The 17624-nt window shown below is 46.6% G+C and carries 15 protein-coding genes and 2 pseudogenes; 15 read left to right on the top strand and 2 right to left on the bottom strand.

The window, feature by feature from the left end; all coding sequences use genetic code 11:
• Positions 1-169: 169 nt before the first annotated feature.
• The 7 genes and pseudogenes from H581_RS36900 to H581_RS0103950 all read left to right on the top strand — a co-directional run.
• Positions 170-403: pseudogene (locus H581_RS36900) on the top strand (VOC family protein); the annotation flags it as partial.
• A 250-nt stretch (positions 404-653) separates the two neighbouring features.
• Complete coding sequence (locus tag H581_RS36235; RefSeq protein WP_245599900.1) at positions 654-1445, top strand: helix-turn-helix domain-containing protein; 792 nt, start codon at positions 654-656, stop codon at positions 1443-1445.
• A 76-nt stretch (positions 1446-1521) separates the two neighbouring features.
• A complete protein-coding gene (locus H581_RS0103970; protein WP_342663389.1) occupies positions 1522-1914 on the top strand; it encodes a VOC family protein in 393 nt (130 codons plus the stop codon).
• Positions 1915-2469: 555 nt separating this feature from the next.
• Entirely contained in the window at positions 2470-2877 is a 408-nt protein-coding gene (locus tag H581_RS0103965) for a VOC family protein (RefSeq protein WP_028608893.1), read from the top strand.
• Between the two features lie 398 nt (positions 2878-3275).
• Positions 3276-3914, top strand: a complete 639-nt coding sequence (locus H581_RS0103960; RefSeq protein ID WP_245599899.1) for an FHA domain-containing protein — start codon at positions 3276-3278, stop codon at positions 3912-3914.
• Positions 3915-3933: 19 nt separating this feature from the next.
• Positions 3934-5226 (top strand): UDP-N-acetylglucosamine 1-carboxyvinyltransferase, encoded by a 1293-nt coding sequence (murA, locus tag H581_RS0103955; protein ID WP_028608891.1) that lies wholly within the window; start codon positions 3934-3936, stop codon positions 5224-5226.
• Between the two features lie 81 nt (positions 5227-5307).
• A complete protein-coding gene (locus tag H581_RS0103950) occupies positions 5308-5733 on the top strand; it encodes an NUDIX hydrolase (protein WP_028608890.1) in 426 nt (141 codons plus the stop codon).
• Positions 5734-5824: 91 nt separating this feature from the next.
• On the opposite strand, the gene H581_RS32940 is transcribed toward H581_RS0103950, so the two are convergent.
• Complete coding sequence (locus H581_RS32940; RefSeq protein WP_211231443.1) at positions 5825-6754, bottom strand: DMT family transporter; 930 nt, start codon at positions 6752-6754, stop codon at positions 5825-5827.
• Between the two features lie 68 nt (positions 6755-6822).
• On the opposite strand from H581_RS32940, the gene H581_RS0103940 reads away from it, so the two are divergent.
• On the top strand, positions 6823-7818 hold the full coding sequence (locus tag H581_RS0103940; RefSeq protein WP_245599898.1) for a LysR family transcriptional regulator: 996 nt from the start codon (positions 6823-6825) through the stop codon (positions 7816-7818).
• A 68-nt stretch (positions 7819-7886) separates the two neighbouring features.
• On the opposite strand, the pseudogene H581_RS36895 reads toward H581_RS0103940, so the two are convergent.
• Positions 7887-8236: pseudogene (locus tag H581_RS36895) on the bottom strand (dihydrofolate reductase family protein).
• A gap of 230 nt (positions 8237-8466) precedes the next feature.
• On the opposite strand from H581_RS36895, the gene H581_RS0103930 reads away from it, so the two are divergent.
• From H581_RS0103930 to H581_RS0103900, 7 genes are all read left to right on the top strand, one after another.
• Positions 8467-9072 (top strand): TetR/AcrR family transcriptional regulator, encoded by a 606-nt coding sequence (locus H581_RS0103930; protein ID WP_028608888.1) that lies wholly within the window; start codon positions 8467-8469, stop codon positions 9070-9072.
• A gap of 316 nt (positions 9073-9388) precedes the next feature.
• The gene (locus H581_RS0103925; RefSeq protein ID WP_028608887.1) at positions 9389-11014 is read left to right on the top strand and encodes a response regulator; all 1626 of its coding nucleotides are present in this window, start codon (positions 9389-9391) and stop codon (positions 11012-11014) included.
• Position 11015: 1 nt separating this feature from the next.
• Positions 11016-12800, top strand: a complete 1785-nt coding sequence (locus H581_RS0103920; protein ID WP_036717587.1) for a cache domain-containing sensor histidine kinase — start codon at positions 11016-11018, stop codon at positions 12798-12800.
• Positions 12801-12813: 13 nt separating this feature from the next.
• Positions 12814-13800: a substrate-binding domain-containing protein gene (locus H581_RS0103915; protein ID WP_028608885.1), complete on the top strand. Its 987-nt coding sequence runs from the start codon at positions 12814-12816 to the stop codon at positions 13798-13800.
• A gap of 27 nt (positions 13801-13827) precedes the next feature.
• On the top strand, positions 13828-15159 hold the full coding sequence (locus H581_RS0103910; RefSeq protein WP_028608884.1) for an extracellular solute-binding protein: 1332 nt from the start codon (positions 13828-13830) through the stop codon (positions 15157-15159).
• A gap of 102 nt (positions 15160-15261) precedes the next feature.
• Positions 15262-16626 carry an ABC transporter substrate-binding protein gene (locus H581_RS0103905; protein WP_028608883.1) on the top strand — a complete coding sequence of 455 codons (1365 nt, stop codon included), beginning with the start codon at positions 15262-15264 and terminating at the stop codon, positions 16624-16626.
• 94 nt (positions 16627-16720) lie between these two features.
• Entirely contained in the window at positions 16721-17623 is a 903-nt protein-coding gene (locus H581_RS0103900; RefSeq protein ID WP_028608882.1) for a carbohydrate ABC transporter permease, read from the top strand.
• Position 17624 lies beyond the last annotated feature (1 nt).

Below are 17624 nucleotides of genomic sequence, written 5' to 3'. Positions count from 1 at the left end.
TCAAGATGGTCGAGCAAGAAGTTCAATCGCCCTTGCTGGCCATCGATGAGGAATCGCTTGCCGCCACAGATAGCCATGCCGAAATTATCTGGGAAAAGTCTCCTGGCTAGCAGGAAGAAATGACGATCTTCTTCGGCGTATTCACTATATATCTTCTCGTTCGGATAGGTACACACATCTAGCTTTTACGGTGGAAAGCGAAGATTTTGATGTTTTGGTAAAGAAACTTGAAGATTTGGGTGTAAATATCCTCCCAGGTCGTAAACGAGATGAAAGGGATAAAAGGTCCGTATATTTTACTGATCCTGATGGGCATAAATTTGAATTCCATACTGGGTCATTACAGGATAGACTGTTATATTACAGAGATGAAAAATCACATATGATTTTTTTTGAAAAATAAATTCAATCTACCTTTTAGTATGCTAACGGGACACGATAGCTTCATGACGACTGTCGATGAAACCGTCAGTCTGTTCAACTATAAGGTAGGATTCTTTACTGTTGGCTAATAACCAAACCTCAGAAGCCAATCGCAAGGAGTGTATTGCTACAACTAACGGTTGAATGCCTATCAACTTTGCTTACATTGCGTCAATTGAGGACCGTATGTAATGATATTTTCATCACGTATAGAGGCGGTGGCTATCCCCTTGGTAGAAGAGATTAAGTTTCATGAAAGAATAAAGTTACTTCGGTCGGAACGAAATATGACCCAGCATGAGTTAGGAGATCTTCTAGGTGTGACCGGCCAAGCTGTATCTAAATGGGAGACCGGATTAGCAACTCCAGACATCACCTTATTGCCAAAGATTGCCATGCTGTTCCATTGTACAATTGATTCTTTATTTTTCGGGGGTGCTGGCTCCGACTCGCAAGACAGCAAGACAATGACAAGGATGGATTTTGCTGAAGTGAAGATCGAATGTTCCAATCTCCGGGGCATCATCATGCGCGATGTCGTTATGGATGGCGCCGAAATATTTGATAGCCGACTAAACGGAATGCGAATTCACCATGGCGGCATGGCGAATCTGTCTTTAAGGCATCTTGATCTTGATGGGTTGTCGCTCGGATTTAGTCAAATGAATGGCGCTGTTATTCATGATCTGGGCGGGCACACAAAGCCGATTCGATTCGCAGAGAATGATTTCAAGGGAAGCTCAATTGATAGGTGCGACCTGGCCAATGTTGAACTGACAAATTGCAATCTATCAGGGTTGCGGATCAAAGGTTCCACGCTTAAAGATAGTTGGTTGCTACAGCCTGAGAATTATGAGCCCGTACAAATAGAGGATGTTGATTTTCATAACAGCGTAATTACGAGAAGCAATTTATCGGGGGTACGCATCGAAGAATGTTTAATCGACGGGCTAATGATTAACGGGGTTCCAGTGGAACAAATGATCGCTGCCTATGATCAGAACCATGATAGTAAACGTTGAGCTATCGGGAACGAGAGCTCAATAGCAGTAAAGGTAGTCGACCGATCGACTGCCTATTGTGGGAGGGGAATTCTTGGTGGAACAAATGAAAAGGAAAACGGTTTTGACTGGAATAGATGGTGTTTATATCCCGGTTTCTAACAGGAAGCAATCCGAGGCATGGTATATTGAGCATTTTGGATTAGAGCATGGCGAAGATTATTTGCTTGCGGGTAGGCAGGAGGTTTTCCTACGTGAGCGGTTAGATCAACAGGTTCTAACTTTTCGGACAAACCAGTGGTTGGAAAACGGCGAAAGCTATGAAATGCCAGTTGTGTGTTTTCGAACTTCAGACATTGCCGGACTGTACGACTATGCACGCTCGAAAGGCATTCGTGTTGGCGAACTGTCTGAGCAAAACTGGTTCCGAGAATTCGATTTCTATGACCTCGACGGTAATAAGCTAAAAGTATGGCAACCGAACGAGTAGCATAGGGAGTTTAACAACGGGACAGTTGTATACATTGCTAACGACTGAAACAATAGCATGCTCGTTAACGGGAACGAGAGTTCAGTGAAGCTGCCGTCGGATGGATCGCTGTGTCATTTATAGAAGTGGTTCAAAATAATTTTGAAAAGGCAGCCATGCCTATAGAATAAGCCTTTCAAACAAAGCCCCCACCCAAAAAAAACACTCCGCTTCATACAAAATATGTTAATCTATTCTCGTATTCGTTTAAAGCCGTTAACGAAATTGTAAGCGCTCTATGATTTGTATTTGGATCTCATTCTTTATATAGAGTGTCCGTATCGGCTTTATACGGATAACAATCATTTGCAGTGGGCGCAACAAAATGCGGGGCGGGGATGGGTCAGGTTTTTAGCATCCCGCGGATAGTACTCCGTACTTATACGAATATGCGGCTATGTCTAAATTTACGAATAAACTAACTCAGACGGGTACAGGCGAACGTCTATACCTTCTTCACTGAAGTTAATTAGAGGTTATGGAGATGAAGCAAACCAAGGACAGGAGGTCTCGAAGTTGAGCGAGAACATTGTGATTGCGGAAAATCTTTTGGAAAGAATTGATTTCATTCAATTATCTGTCTCTGATCTGAATCGGTCTGTCGCATGGTACGAAAAGCATTTTGGGTTTAAGCAGGATTTCATGAATGAAAACCTTACTGTACTGATGCCGCCGACACCAATTCCGACGGGTCTGCCAACACTGATATTAAACAAGGCAGGAAACAATCCGAATTGGTTTGTCAGCGCCGATCTTGGAAGAAGCAGCACGATAGGCTTCCATACCAAGAATGTACAAAAACTATATGAATATTTTAAGGAACAACAAATTGAAGTCAGCGAAATATCTGATGGCGGCTTTGCTTATTTTATGAATTTCTACGATTTGGATGGAAACATGTTTGAGGTCATTCAACTAAAATAAGCAACTTCTTATGCAATCCTAACAGGTAGTTAATAAAAGTTGATAAGCGTCAAATAGCCCTCATCATGACCGCATGGTGGGGGCTATTTGACGTTAACGGTATATTTGGTTGATGATGAAAAACTTGTTTATATACACGATTATCAGAACAAGAGAGTTGAAAGTACATGGACTAGGTAAAGATGTGTCCAAAAAGGCGGTTGCACAATTGTTACTGAAATGTGAGCGGGCCGTCAGTATAAAGGGGTTTTATTCACTATCGGTTTAGGTTACGATCAATAGTGAAGTGATTTCCCAATACCGGTGGCAGCCTGCCATCTCAAACGGAGGGGACGAAACTGGAGAACTTTGCATGCTTATACGTCTTTCGCGGTGAGCCCTACCGATCGGGAAGCTGCGTGAATCTGAGCGCGGATGAAACGCTGGTCGGCCGGGTATCCAATCAGTTGACTCCGGATTTGGCCTTTACGAACGCTTTTATTTCCCGGCAGCATTTCGTTATCCGCAAGGAGCGGGACAAGGCGGTGCTGTTCGATTTGGGGAGCCGCCACGGAACGGAGATCAACGGCGTACGGCTAACGCCGCACAGCCCCTATCCCCTGAACAATTTTGACATCATTAAGCTCGCCAATGGGATGAGCGTCCTCCACTTTTCTTATATGTTTGCCGATCAAACCCTTGAAATCGAACCGCTCAGCATCACCAGGCAGCTGGAAGTCCCGGAACTGCCGCTGACGATTCATTGGGAGAAAAGGGAATGTGTGGTGGAAGGCAAGCGGATCCCGATGTCCGAAAAAGAATATTTGCTGATTCGCGTGTTGCATGAGAATGCGAACCGGCTCGTTCCGCTCGAGGAAATCAAATCCAGAGTATGGCCGGAACGGTCGCCGGGAGTGGAAGGCGTCCCGGATGTAACACTCGACGAATTGAACGCCCTGGTCTACCGGGTGCGCAAAAAATACGGCAAAGACAACTTTATTATTAGCGCAGTGCGCGGCAACGGCTATGTGCTCGAATCGGAATTGAAATCGTCATAACGAAAGTGAGAATAACTTCATGAAATATATACAGGCGGAGTATTCAGGCCCGCTGAACGGAAAGGTACATATACCGGGAGCGAAGAACAGCTCCCTTGCCCTTCTTGCCGCCGCTTGTCTGGCGGACGATATCGTAACGCTGGAGGGCCTCCCGCGCATAGACGATGTCCGTATCATTGCAGAGATCAGCCGGGATATCGGCATAGAGCTGAGACAGGAAGGAGGACAAGTCGTCATCGACCCACGCTGGATTCACAGCGCCGTGATCGACCCGGGTATGGCGTCGAGCTACAGGGCGTCTTATTATTTTGCAGGCGCGCTGATATCCAAATTCGGTAGAGTCACGATCGGATTCCCGGGAGGCGACGATTTCGTTTCAAGGCCGATCGATCAGCATATCAAGGTGTTTCAAGCGCTCGGAGCTCAGGTTCATATCTTCAAAAATTATTATGTAGTCGAGGCCGCCGAGCTGAAGGGCGCGGAAATTTATTTCGACATCATTACCTCCGGTGCGACGATTAATGCGATGCTGGCGGCTGTGCGGGCCAAAGGGCGGACGCAGCTGCACAACGCGGCTGTTGATCCGGAGGTGGTCGATACGGCAACCTTCCTGAACCGGCTCGGCGCGCGGATTTACGGGGCGGGAACGGAACGTATCCGCATTGAAGGCGTCTCTTATTTAAACGGGGGTACGCACGCAGTGATTCCGGACCGGCTGATCGCCGGGGCTTTTCTGATGGCAGCCGGGATCCGCGGGGGTCAGGTTACCGTCATGGACGTCGTCCCTGAGCATCTTGGCGCCTGCCTCGCCAAGCTGGAGGAGGTAGGGATGCATGTGGAATGCGGCGAGAGCCACATTACGGCTTACGGTACGGGCTCGCTGAAGGCAACGCGGGTTCACGCAGGCATGTATCCGGGCTTCGCCACCGATTTACAGCAGCCGATGACCGCGCTTCTGCTGCAGGCCAAGGGCATGAGTATCATTACCGACCGCGTCTTTCCAAAGCGGTTCGCTCACGTGCCGCAGCTGCGGCGGCTCGGCGCAGAGATCGAGTTGCGAAATGAAAGCGCTGTTATACGCGGCGGACTTCCGCTGCAGGGCGGCTGGGTACATGCTACGGATGTGCGTGCCGGCACCTGCCTGCTGCTGGCCGGTTTAGCGGCCGAGGGCAGCACGTGTATTACAGGCGTCGAGCACATCGAGCGCGGCTATGAGGACGTTATCGGCAGCTTCCGATCCATCGGGGCGAAGCTATCTATGCGCGAGCTGGATGCGCAGGAGCTGCCCGGCCGTATCCACATGCAAGGGTAAAAGCCAGAGCACTCCGTTAATGGTTAGTTCAACGGGATTAGAGCATAAATATTTATTAATCTTTTTAAGGAGAGTAAAGCGATGAATCCACCAAAGCATATCGTTTCGGCAGCTGCAATTGTAATAAATGACAAAAACGAATTATTACTTATCAAAGGACCAAGAAGAGGCTGGGAAATGCCTGGTGGTCAAGTAGAAGAAGGAGAGTCCTTAAGTCATGCTGCAATAAGAGAAACAAAAGAAGAATCAGGAATAGACATAGAAATTATCAATTTCTGCGGAATATTTCAGAACGTAGGAAATTCAATTTGTAACGCCCTATTTTTAGCAAAGCCAATAGGTGGAGAATTAATACAAACATCAGAAAGCTTGGATTCAGGCTACTTTCCGATTGAAGAAGCACTAAAAAAAGTTGAATGGAAAGATTTCAGACAAAGAATAGAGTATTGTTTAAGACCTGAAATGCAGCCTTTTTGTGTTGAGTTTAATGATGAGAAGAATATTTGAGGGTATCCTAAGAAGCCGCAGGCATTTCTAGCCATATACGCCGACCTCACGGTGGTTTTGGTGCACACGCGAGCACGATTTTGTCCCCAAGCTAAAGTTCATCAGTTAACATCAATTGTTCTTGCTTCTTATCTTTTCTTTGCTCCGGAATTGCCTTATGCTTTCCCAACGTATTCATGCAGACAACACCTGCAAAAATCAATGCCCCGCCAACCCAAGTGTAAAACGTTGGAATTTCGGATAGCCAAATCCAGGCAATACCCAAAGTCAATAACGGTACGAGGAAAAGAAAACTCGATACAAAGGAAGCTTGCACTTTTGATAGAGCAAACGACCATGATAAGTAGGCGAGCGCACCTGGAAAGATGCCTAAATAGATAACGACCATTGTTTTTGCAATCGGCGCATTGTGAATCCCTTCAAAAAAATGTTGAGAAAATGGTAACATACAAACGGTTCCTGCTAGTATTGCGTAGGTAGTTGCCTCGATGGGGCGATATTTTTGAAGCAACGGTTTCTGTAATATAAAATATGTTGCTTGAGAAAGCGCAGCAATCAGAAGCAGCAGTACCCCTTTACTTAGCTGCAAGCTTCGAATATCGTCCAGGGATATGATGGCGACCCCGATAAAGCTGAGTATAATAGCGCTCCATCCCCAGTATGTCAGCCTTTCCTTCAAAATCAAAACGGCTAGTATGGATGTGAATATAGGAACCGTGTTCACAATAAAACTGGCTGCTCCGGCTGTAACACTTACCTCTCCAAAATTTAATGCAAAGTTATACACTGTAATTCCGACAAAACCTGTTAGCATGATTCTAGGCAGATCATGCTTGTCAGGAAGCCGGGATTTTCCTTTATAGAAATACAAAAGCAGAACAACGGAAGCGGTTGCGTATCTCAGCAACGACAAATGAATCGGAGAGTACGCTTCCAGCCCCGCCCTTATTCCTACAAATGCGGATGCCCATAGTAGCAATGTTGTCGCTATTGCCATAACGATTCTCCATGATTTGTTCACTACCACCCTGCTCCTTCTTATCGCAGATTCATGTAACGTTGCGCTGCAGCGATGTTTACAGTATAGCTATGGAAATGAAATTAGTGAAATTGATAGTTGAAATGGAAACGATCGATTTTTATGATTACATAAGAGGGAAAGAGCTTATACTCAGGGGGCGAATTGAAATGGAGCTTCGGCATCTTGTTACTTTTAAGGCCATATCAGATTTAGGCGGCTTTACAAAAGCGGCAGAGAATCTCGGATACGCTCAATCCACAATGACTACGCACATTCATGCGCTTGAAGAAGAGGTAGGAGCCCCATTATTTGACCGGCTAGGAAAAAAAGTGGTTCTTACTCAAACCGGCGAGCAATTTATGCCCTTCGCCATTGAGATGCTGAAATTATACGCGAATGCAAAAAATATACCTGCTGCAAGTCATATCCCCGCCGGCATCCTAACTATTGCTGCGCCTGAATCTTTAACCGTGTACCGATTACCGCCAATTATAAAGGAATTCGTCCATTTATATCCTCAAGTACAGCTCATTTTGAAACCATCCTATTCCAATGCCGAAGCATTGAGGCTGCTGCGTACAGGTGAATATGACATAGTTTTTTTGTTGGACAAAGATTGGGCTGAGCCTGATTTATATGTAGAAAAACTGGCCCACGAACCTATGGTTCTAATTGCCCCTCCACATTTGCATTCCTATCTATGGCCTAGAATGCTGGAAGCCATTTCGAACTCAACATTTTTATCGACTCAACAAGGATGCAGTTATCGGAAGCTGTTTGACTCCTATTTACAAGAACACGATGTCGCTCCGAAAACGTCTTTAGAGTTTTGGAGCATCGAGGCGATTAAACAAAGTGTGATGTGCGGACTAGGTCTTTCAATATTGCCATCTTTTTCAATTGCAGCGGAAATGAAAGAAGGGAAGTTGGCCGGAGCGGTTTGGGAGAACGGAAATTCATTGTTTACCTTACTGGCCTTTCATAAAAACAAGTGGCAATCTGCCGCTTTTAAAATGTTTCTTCAACTGGTTCGGAAGCACTCCGCCGATTGGGAGAAGCAATAGACTTTATTACGCTAATACGGCAGCCTTTGGTCAAGAGAATAGTCCTAGGCTGCCGCTTTAATTGCAATTTAGTTCGTTTTCTCCGGTTGATAGGAAAGGATGGATACACCGGTAGAGGTCGTTTGTACTTTAACAAGCTTTAAAGCTTTTGTATAGCTCCCATCTTTGAATAGACGCTTTCCGCTTCCATGTACAACTGGTTGGATCATGAAATGATATTCATCGATGAGATCGTGCTCCATTAACGTATGAATAAGATCGCCACTGCCGTAGATCAAGACAATAAAAGAGTATCGCTAGAGAATAACAAATCCTTTTGAAATTCCCCAACCTCTTCATTGAAGTAGGGCGCTGTCCAAGCGGGATTCTCCATAACGCCATCCAATGTCAAATACATAGATACTTTTACTTTTCTCATTTTCAAAACTCCTTTTTTTTTTAATATTGTTTTTCACAAGAATGAGAAAACAAAATCGACAGATTCCCAACAATCCCCTTTTTAAGCTGCCAATTCTTGGTCTCGAAAATAAAAATACAGTTTAACTTACATTTTGTAAAGTAATACTTTCCAACCGATCTAATTAAAATTGACTTTAAACACTAAAATCGCTACGATATAGTTAATGAAGGTACTGGAGGTCAACCGAAATGGGTGAAATACGCAATGCTGAACGTACTCGGAAAGCGATACTCCAAGCAGCCAAGGAAGAGTTTTTCGAGAAAGGATACACGGGTGCTAGAATTGAATCGATCGCGAAACGAGCCGAGGTCAATAAGCAACTAATCTATCATTACTTTAAAGGAAAAGATCAACTTATAAATGAGACGATTCACGAATTTCTTACATCGCTACCAACCGGACATCTTACATTACCGGCTAATCCTGTGCATATTGCAGAATTTCGACTTAAAGTCAATCTCGAAAACTTGAGGGAGTTTTTAAAGTTTACGGCTTGGGAAGCCATCGATATAATTCCTGAAAATGTAAACGGGGAAGAAATGAGAAAGAAGATCTTGCAATCTTATAACGAAGATATGAAATCCAAACAGGAGATGGGGCTGGTTCCCGAAGAGTTGGATCCAGCGTTAATTACCTTAATGCTCTCTAGTCTCACAATTTATCCCCTGCTATATAGCAATGTAACTCGTATGATCACAGGACATACTTTGGAAGAACCCGAATTCCAGCAACAATGGGCTTCGTTTCTTCGAATGATTAGTGAGCGCATTTTTAATAAAGAAAATACTCACTAATCCAATAATATATGCACAAAATCAACTCATTGAAAAAATTACCGGAGCGACAAAAAGGATGCTCTCGTTATCGCAGACACGGTCAAAAACGGGCTGGACCGAATTGAAAAAATTGAACTTGAGCTTACAAAACCGAATGCAAACCGCGCTCTGGTTTGCAGCTTTCAATCCCGTTGCGTTATTGGAACCCGGCCCTATCAGGTCGGGTTTTTTCAATGCGCCTAACAGGGCAATTGTAAGCAGACATATTCTCATGCATAATGGCTGTATATTGTTTTCATGCGTATCCTGATTCCAACAGACTGGAGAGGCTTCGATGTACAAAGTGATCATTGTCGACGATGAAGCGGTAGTCCGGAACGGATTAAAAAATACGATTAATTGGAATGAGCATGGCTTTGAATTGATTGGCTCTTACGCAAATGGCCGGGAAGCTTGGGATGCGGTAGAGTTAGACAGGCCGGAGCTGGTTATCTCGGATATTAGCATGCCGTTTATGGATGGATTAGAGTTAGCCGGATTGATCTCTGCGCAGTTTCCGTATATCAAGATGATTATATTAACGGGGTTTGACGAATTCGAATATGCCCAGCAGGCGATTCGGCTTAAGATATCCGATTTTGTCTTAAAGCCGGTCACGGCGCAGGAAATACGTCTTCTGCTGGGCCGGATTAAATCGGAGATGGACGAAGAGATGCAGCGCCGCGAGGATCTCGGCAGGTTAAATCATCAATTGGAGCAAAGTCTTCCGCTGCTCAAGGAGCGGTTCCTTGAACGTCTGGTCGCGGTAGGGCTCAGCAAAGCGGAAATCGAAGAGCGATTCGCGTATTTCAGCCTTCCGCCCGTATCGCCCCTGTATTTGGTCATGGTAGCGGATATCGACGATTTCGGAGAGCGGGATCTTCCTTTCTACGAGCTTGATGCCGAGTTTTTGAGGTTTGCCGCATTTGATATTTTTCAGGAGACGCTTGAACGGGATCATGTGCTTACGTTTCGTACCCGTGAGGAACGGATGGTCGCGATTGTTTTCGGACAAGAAAACGAGAGTCTCATGTATGAACGGGTACTTTCTCTTGCAGAGGAAGTGCGCTATCATATCGAGAAGTATTTGAAGTTCACGGTTACGGTCGGAATCGGCAGAACCTGCATGAATGCCGAACAGCTTCCGGTTTCCTACAGGAGCGCGTTGTCTGTTCTGGATTACCGCTTTCTATTAGGGAAAAACCGGGTACTCCATATTATGGATATCGAAGGCAAACCTTCGATATCCATGCCGCTGAGCTTGGACTTAGACCGCAAGCTGGCCGCAGCCGTGAAAACAGGAGCCATTCAAGAGGCGAACGAGCTGATCGAGACGGGAGTAGCGGAGCTAAAGAACGCATTGGTTCCGGTAGAGGCGTGCATGCTGCAAATGCAGAAAGTCGTTTTATCTCTGATGAACTCTATTCAGGAGCTGACTATACATGAGCGGGAGCCAACCTTCGATCATCAAATACAGCTGATGAATGTGTCCAGATTCAAGACGCTGGATGATATCGAGGTTTGGTTAAAGGAAGTGGTAAGCTCCGTCATCTCTATCATTAGGGATAACCGCAACTATTTGACGAACATGCAAATTCATCGGGCGGTAGAATATATTCATATGAACTATGCGAATGAGAAGATGTCGCTGCAGGACTTATGCCGTCACGTTCTGATGAGTACAAGCTATTTCAGCCTTATATTCAAGCAGCATACGGGAGAGACCTTTGTCGAATATTTGACCGGCGTACGAATCGCCAAGGCGAAGGAATTGCTTCATAACACAACGTTGAAATTGTATGAAATCGCCGATCTGGTCGGTTACAAGGACCCGAATTATTTCAGTATTTTATTCAAGAAGCACACGGGAGCCGCACCGAAGGATTATCGGGATAAACAAATAAAGGAGAGCGGGGACTAACATGCTGAAAGACCGTTTCTTTCCTTTATTCCCGCTAAAAAGCATTCAATCCCACATCTCCTTGGCATTTTCCCTATTAATATTGGCAGCAATCGTATTAACAAGTCTGGTAAGCTATCAGGTATCCGTCGCTGCCGTCGAGAGGAACTCGAAAGGATACATTGAAGAGATTATAAAGCAGGTTAATTTGAACATCCAATCCTATGTGGATAACATGGAAAATATCTCGCTGCTCGCTTTAACAAACAAGGACGTCAAGTATTATCTGTCCGACAACAGCTTCATTAGCGAAGAGAATCGGCGTACGTACGAGAAACGGATTTCCGACTTATTCCAGGCGATCTTGTACACCCGCAAGGACATCGCGTCCATTATGGTATACGGGTATAACGGCAGATTTGTATCCGACCGAAGAATTACAAGCTTAAATCCGAACACGCGGCTGCAGGATCAAGCATGGTACCAGATGGCAAAGGCAGCGGGCGGCAAATCGGTCATTTCCGCGCCTCACGTGCAGAATTTAATCGAGAATGAATACCGCTGGGTAGTGTCCTTGAGCCGGGAGCTTAAGAGCACGGATGGCATAACGGCCGAAGGCGTACTCCTTGTGGACCTGAACCTCAGTGTCATAAACGATATTTGCAGCAACATTAATCTTGGCCAAAAAGGCTACCTCTTTATCGTTGACAACGAGGGAAACCTCGTATATCACCCTCAGCAGCAGCTGATCGAAAGTAAATTAAGGACCGAACGGATTAAGGAGGTTCTTCAGGTTTCAAATGGTCAATCATTCGTCGTTAACCAAGGAGACGGCAAGCGCATCTATTCCGTCCAGGATACGAACTTCGGATGGAGAATCGCCGGCGTCGCCTATACGGACGATCTGATTACCAGTAAAGACGATTTGCGCAATTCGATTATTTTTTATTCTTTATTCGGTTTAGCGATTTCCTTGCTGATCTCCATCGGGCTGTCCCACCGGTTATCGAAGCCGATTAAGGTCTTGCAGTCGGATATGAAGCAGGTGGAGAAAGGGAATTTCGATATTCAGACCAAAATCGGTCAAATGAACGAAATTGGACAGCTGGGCCGGTCGTTTAATTTAATGGTCAGCAGAACCAAATTTTTGATGGAGGAGACGATCCGGAACCAGGAGAACAAGCGAAAGAGCGAGCTTCTGCTGCTTCAAGCGCAAATCAATCCCCATTTTCTGTATAATACGCTTGATTCCATCGTTTGGATGGCCGAGCAGAAGCAGCATGAAGAGGTCGTTCTGATGACTGCCGCCCTGGCCAAGCTATTCCGCGCAAGCATCACGAAGGATCAAGAGCTGGTGCCGATTCGGGTGGAACTGGAGCATATTACGAATTATTTGCTTATACAAAAAATGCGTTATAACGAGGAGCTTCGTTATGAAATCGATATTGATGAATCTATTCTCGGCTATAAGACTCTGAAGATACTGCTTCAACCCTTTGTCGAAAATGCGATTTACCACGGTATTCGCAATATGTACGGCATAGAAGACGGACGGATAACGATTCGAGGGAGAGCATCGGGGGATCAGATCGTATTTGAAGTTGAGGATAACGGACATGGCATGACGCCGGAGCAGCAGGGACGGCTCCTCTTCAGCAATGAGGAAGATAATCGTGATCAAGGCATCGGCATCCGCAACGTCGATGAGCGGATCAAACTCTATTTTGGTTACGAATACGGTATCCAAATTCGCAGCGAAATCGGAGAAGGTACCTGTATTACGATCGTGATTCCCAAACTCGATTAAGGGGCGAAAGCAAATGCGGAAGCATCGATATACCCTTTGGCTGGTCCTGGCCATTATTGTCCTTGCTGTATATGCTGTATTTAATTTCAAGTTTTTCTCCGGCGTCAGCCACGGGGAAAGAAGGGTGACGGTTATTCTTGAGACCTTAAACGTCCAACTTGACTTCTGGCAGGCTGTCCATAAGGGAGCGGAAGCGGCGGCCAAAGAGATGGGGCTGAATGTAAGCGTGGAAGGTCCTCTTTCCGAAGAGGGTGCAGATGCCCAAATTCAAATATTGGAAGCGGCGATCGAACGAAAGCCGCATGCTATTGTTATAGCCCCCATCAAGGATGACCGGATGCCGGCCGTTCTGGCGAAAGCGCGTGAAGCAGGCATTAAATTAGTCGTTATTCATTCATCGCCGAATATGCAGCCTTCTCCCGTAGTCGTCTCCAGCAATCACTTCGAAGCAGGACGGCTGGCGGGCCAAACCTCCATTAAGGAAACAAACGGTCATCCCGTCCTGGCTTTGATTAGCGATAACGAGAATTCAGCCGTTTCCGAGGAAAGGCTGGTAGGCATGCAGCTCGCTCTTGCCGACTACAAGGATAGCTTGATGGGAATCTATTATGCTGATCAATCCGAGGATCGGGCTTATCTGATCGCCAAGCAGCTGATCACAAGCGGCTCCCCCATTAATACGTTCATCACGCTAAATGAATCTGCCTCGTTGGGCGTGGCCAGGGTGTTGAAGGAACAGAACAGAGCGGACGATATACGTCTAATCGCCTTTGACAGCACCGGCGACGAGGTTCAATTGCTGGAGGCCGGCATTATAAAAGCATCCATTGTGCAGAAGCCCTTCAATATGGGCTACCTCGGAGTGAAAACGGCGTTAAAGCTCATAGAGGGCGACAAAACCAATCCGATTACCTATATGGAGTCAAATGTGATTACGAAAGAAAATATGTATACAACCGAGAATCAGAAGCTGCTGTTCCCGTTTATCAATAGCAAGTAGACTCCTCTTGGAAGGATAAGATAACCTATGCAGCGAAAATCTCGCCGATTGCAGCCTCTTGTGGTGCCATCCGTCGTCTTTCTACTTATCGCGCTCGTTCTCTCTTCGTGTATGGAAACGGGTTCGGAGCCTGTTGCGGCTCCGAAGGAGGAGCGGGCATTAATCCGCTTTGTCGCCGCCGAATATAGTACGGAAACGAAGCCGCTGCTCGAAAAGCTTGTTAAAGAGTTTGGACGGAAAAACCCTTTAATCGATGTTGAGCTGCAAGTAGCCAACTGGGATATTCTCGATGGGATCTATACGTCGATGATTAGCAAGAATCAGCCTCCCGATCTTCTGAACACCAATGTGTATGCCCATTATGCGCAGGATGGCTTGCTTAATGATTTGGGGGAGATTATCTCTCCCGAGCTTGCGGGTAAGCTGTACCCGAATTTAGTGGAGATGGATCAGATGAACGGGGTACAGTATGCCCTCCCATACGTAGCCACCACGAGAAATTTATATTATAACAAGGAGCTGTTCCGGAAGGCGGGTATTGCCTCCCCTCCGGCAACATGGTCCGAGCTGGAGCGGGCCGCACGCAAAATCAAAGCGCTCGGAACGGCGGAAGGGTTCGGGGTTGACCTGACGGATAATGAGACGCAGGCGTCTTTGTCTTATGTTTTTTTCGGCGCGGGCGGAGAGTGGATAAAAGACGGGAAGTGGAATATTAATTCACCGGCCAATAGGGAAGGAGTCTCTTTTCTTAAAGAGCTGTTTGATAAAGGCTTGACCGACCCGGAGCCAACCGTCACGACTCGCGACGAGAAGCAGCGGATATTGGGCGGGGGACGGCTTGCCATGATGATATCCGGCAATTATTTCTCTTCCGTCGTCCCTAAGGAGTTTCCGGAGCTTCAATGGGGGAAGGGCCCGATACCCGTGAAGGACGGTATGCCTCCCATAACCTTCGGCGTGCATGACGTGCTTGTTTCCTTCAAGACGGATCACACAAACCAAGAAGCGTTGTCCAAGTTTCTCGACTTCCTCTATGACGATCGGGCCTATGAAGAAATGATTAAAAAAGAAGGGTTTCTCCCGGCTACTATGACGGTAGGCGCTCATTTGTCAGAGCAGGATGAAGTCATGAAGAGCGACCTGGAAGCATTAAGCAAAGCGAATTTTTATCCGGTGAAGGAGCCCTCCTGGCAGGCTGTGCTGGATTATGCCCGCAAGCTGGGAGACGCTGTCCTATACGAGCACCTTACCCCGCAAGCGGCGCTGGACCAGCTTCAGCAATTCGCCGAAAGCAAGAGCAGTCAGCTGGAAGCTCACAGAAGAGAAGATAGTAAAGAATCTATGGAAGATATTCAATAGAGATTGCAGCCCTCCCCATTTATGATGAAATGACACGCAAGAGTTCGATTTGGAGCTCATCGGTAAAGCGTAAAAACATCATTCACGGGAGGGTTTTCTTTGATGATTACGAAGAAAAAGATTGCAGCGCTTGGGATCGCCGTTATGTTGGCCGCCGTATCGCTAGCGGGTTGCAGCGGTTCTAACAAGGGGGAGTCGTCCAATAAGCCGTCTAATTCCGCGCCTGCCTCTGAATCTACAAGTACGCCTGATAGCGGGAACGAGACGGCCAAACTGACGGGCGACTTCGAAATTCAATATTTCGTCGGCGGGTACGGCGACAAATGGTGGAAGAAGGTTATTGCTGATTTCCAGACCGCGAACCCTGAGCTGAACATTAAAGAATCCGCGGGACCAAAAATAAACGATCAAAACAGACCCCGCTGGATCGGCGGCAATCCTCCTGATTTCGTGTACATCGACGGTCCGGTCCTCAATGACCGCCAAATGGTAGAGGATGGGCAGCTCGAGGATTTGACGGATTGGCTGAAGGATGCCAAAAATATCGACGGTGAATTGATTACCGAAATCCTTGCCCAGCCCGCGCAGCAATTCGACGGTAAAGTTTATAATATCCCGCTCGTTTTGAACTCTTGGGGCGTGTTTTGGAACAAAGCGCTCTTCCAGGACAAAGGATGGGCTGAACCGACCGACTTCCCGTCTTTCCTTGCCGTAAGCGATAAGATCAAAGCCGACGGCATTACGCCTTTCATTCACACGGGCAAATACCCGTACTATATCAACGGCTCGATCCTGTTTCCTGCAATCGTGACGGCGAATAATAATGATTTCACCATTCTTCAAGATATGGCAGCCAATAAAGTAGAGGCCTTCGAGAGCCCTGCCGTTCTTGCCGCTCTGAACAAGATCGTTGCCTTACGCGATAAAGGCTTCATCGATAAGGCTTCCATTCAAATCAATCATACCGATTCGCAAATGCTGTTCCTGCAAAATAAAGACGCTTTTATCCCGAACGGACTGTGGCTGCCTAACGAGATGGCGAAGGATGTTCCGGAAGGCTTCGACTTTGGATTCATTCCTTCGGTGACGCAGGAAGCGGGCGGCAAAGTGGTTGCCAACACCTCCACGGCAACGGTAGCCATCGCTAAGAACGGCAAGAACAAAGAAGCGGCTAAAGCATTCCTGCAATTTATTTTCTCCAAAGAGCAAGCTTCGCAGTGGGCGGAGCTCAGCGGCGCGCCTTCGAACATCAAAGGCGACATCAGCTCCTCCAATGCTCCGAGTTTTGTTAAGGATGCCGCGAAATATTTGACGGACCCGAACACGATCGTTATCCCGACGATCACCTATAACGCCGACGTGGATAAGGCGATGATGGATGCGACGGATGCGCTAACCATTAATACGATTACGCCTGAAGAATGGGTGAAGAGGGTTACTGACGTAGTGAAGAAGGTTAGCAAATAATTAGCCTTCGACAGAACTGAAGCGGAGGTGGTCGGGGTATCGGTTATACCGCCCCGATCGCATCCTGCGAGTAGACTCGAAAGGGATGGGAAGTATGAACGCAGGAACGGCAAAATGGCAGAGAAACGTATTTATCGCATCATTTATCATCCCAACGCTGATCTTTTTTGGCGTATTCACCATTTATCCTGTCGTACAAGGCTTGTATTATTCTTTCTTCGAATGGTCCGGCATGTCGGATAAAAAAACGTTCATCGGCTTGGATAATTTCAAAGAGATGCTTCATGACCCCATTGTGTGGAGGGCGATCGGCAACGATTATTTTCTGGTTGCGGGCAAGGTGGCCGGCATTATGCTTCTTGCGACGTTTTTCGCCGTGGCGCTTACCCGTTTTGGCTTTAGACTGGCCGGTTTTTTCCGGTCGATCTTCTTTATTCCGAATGTCATTTCCGTCGTTGTTATCGGCGTATTGTGGAATTTTATATATAATCCGCAAATCGGCTTCCTGAATGCGTTTCTGTCGTTATTCACAAAGGAAAAAGTCTCGATCACCTGGCTGGGCTTTCCCGATCATACGATTTGGATGCTCCTGCCCCCGGCCATTTGGGCGGGCATCGGTTTTTATATGATTCTTCTGATCGCGGCCATCCAGAGTATCCCTGAATCGTATTACGAAGCGGCCAACATAGAAGGCGCGGGCCAGTGGAAGCAATTTTGGAGCATTACCGTTCCTCTCACCTGGGAGCAAATAAAAGTATCCATCCTGAACATCATGATGACCACCCTGAACGGTTCCTTCGTGATCGTGTGGATCATGACGGAGGGCGGACCGGATAACAGCACTCAGGTTATGGGCTCCTATTTATACCAAATGGCATTCCGGCAATTTCATTTCGGATATGGGGCTTCGATAGGATTTGTCATCCTGGTCCTGTCGTTAATCACGACAATCGCTCTGCAGCGGTTAATGCGCCATGATACCGTAGAGATGAGCTAAG

The sequence above is a fragment of the Paenibacillus harenae DSM 16969 genome, assembly GCF_000422465.1.
Taxonomy (GTDB): domain Bacteria; phylum Bacillota; class Bacilli; order Paenibacillales; family Paenibacillaceae; genus Pristimantibacillus; species Pristimantibacillus harenae.
This window is presented reverse-complemented; position numbering and strand designations above follow the sequence as displayed.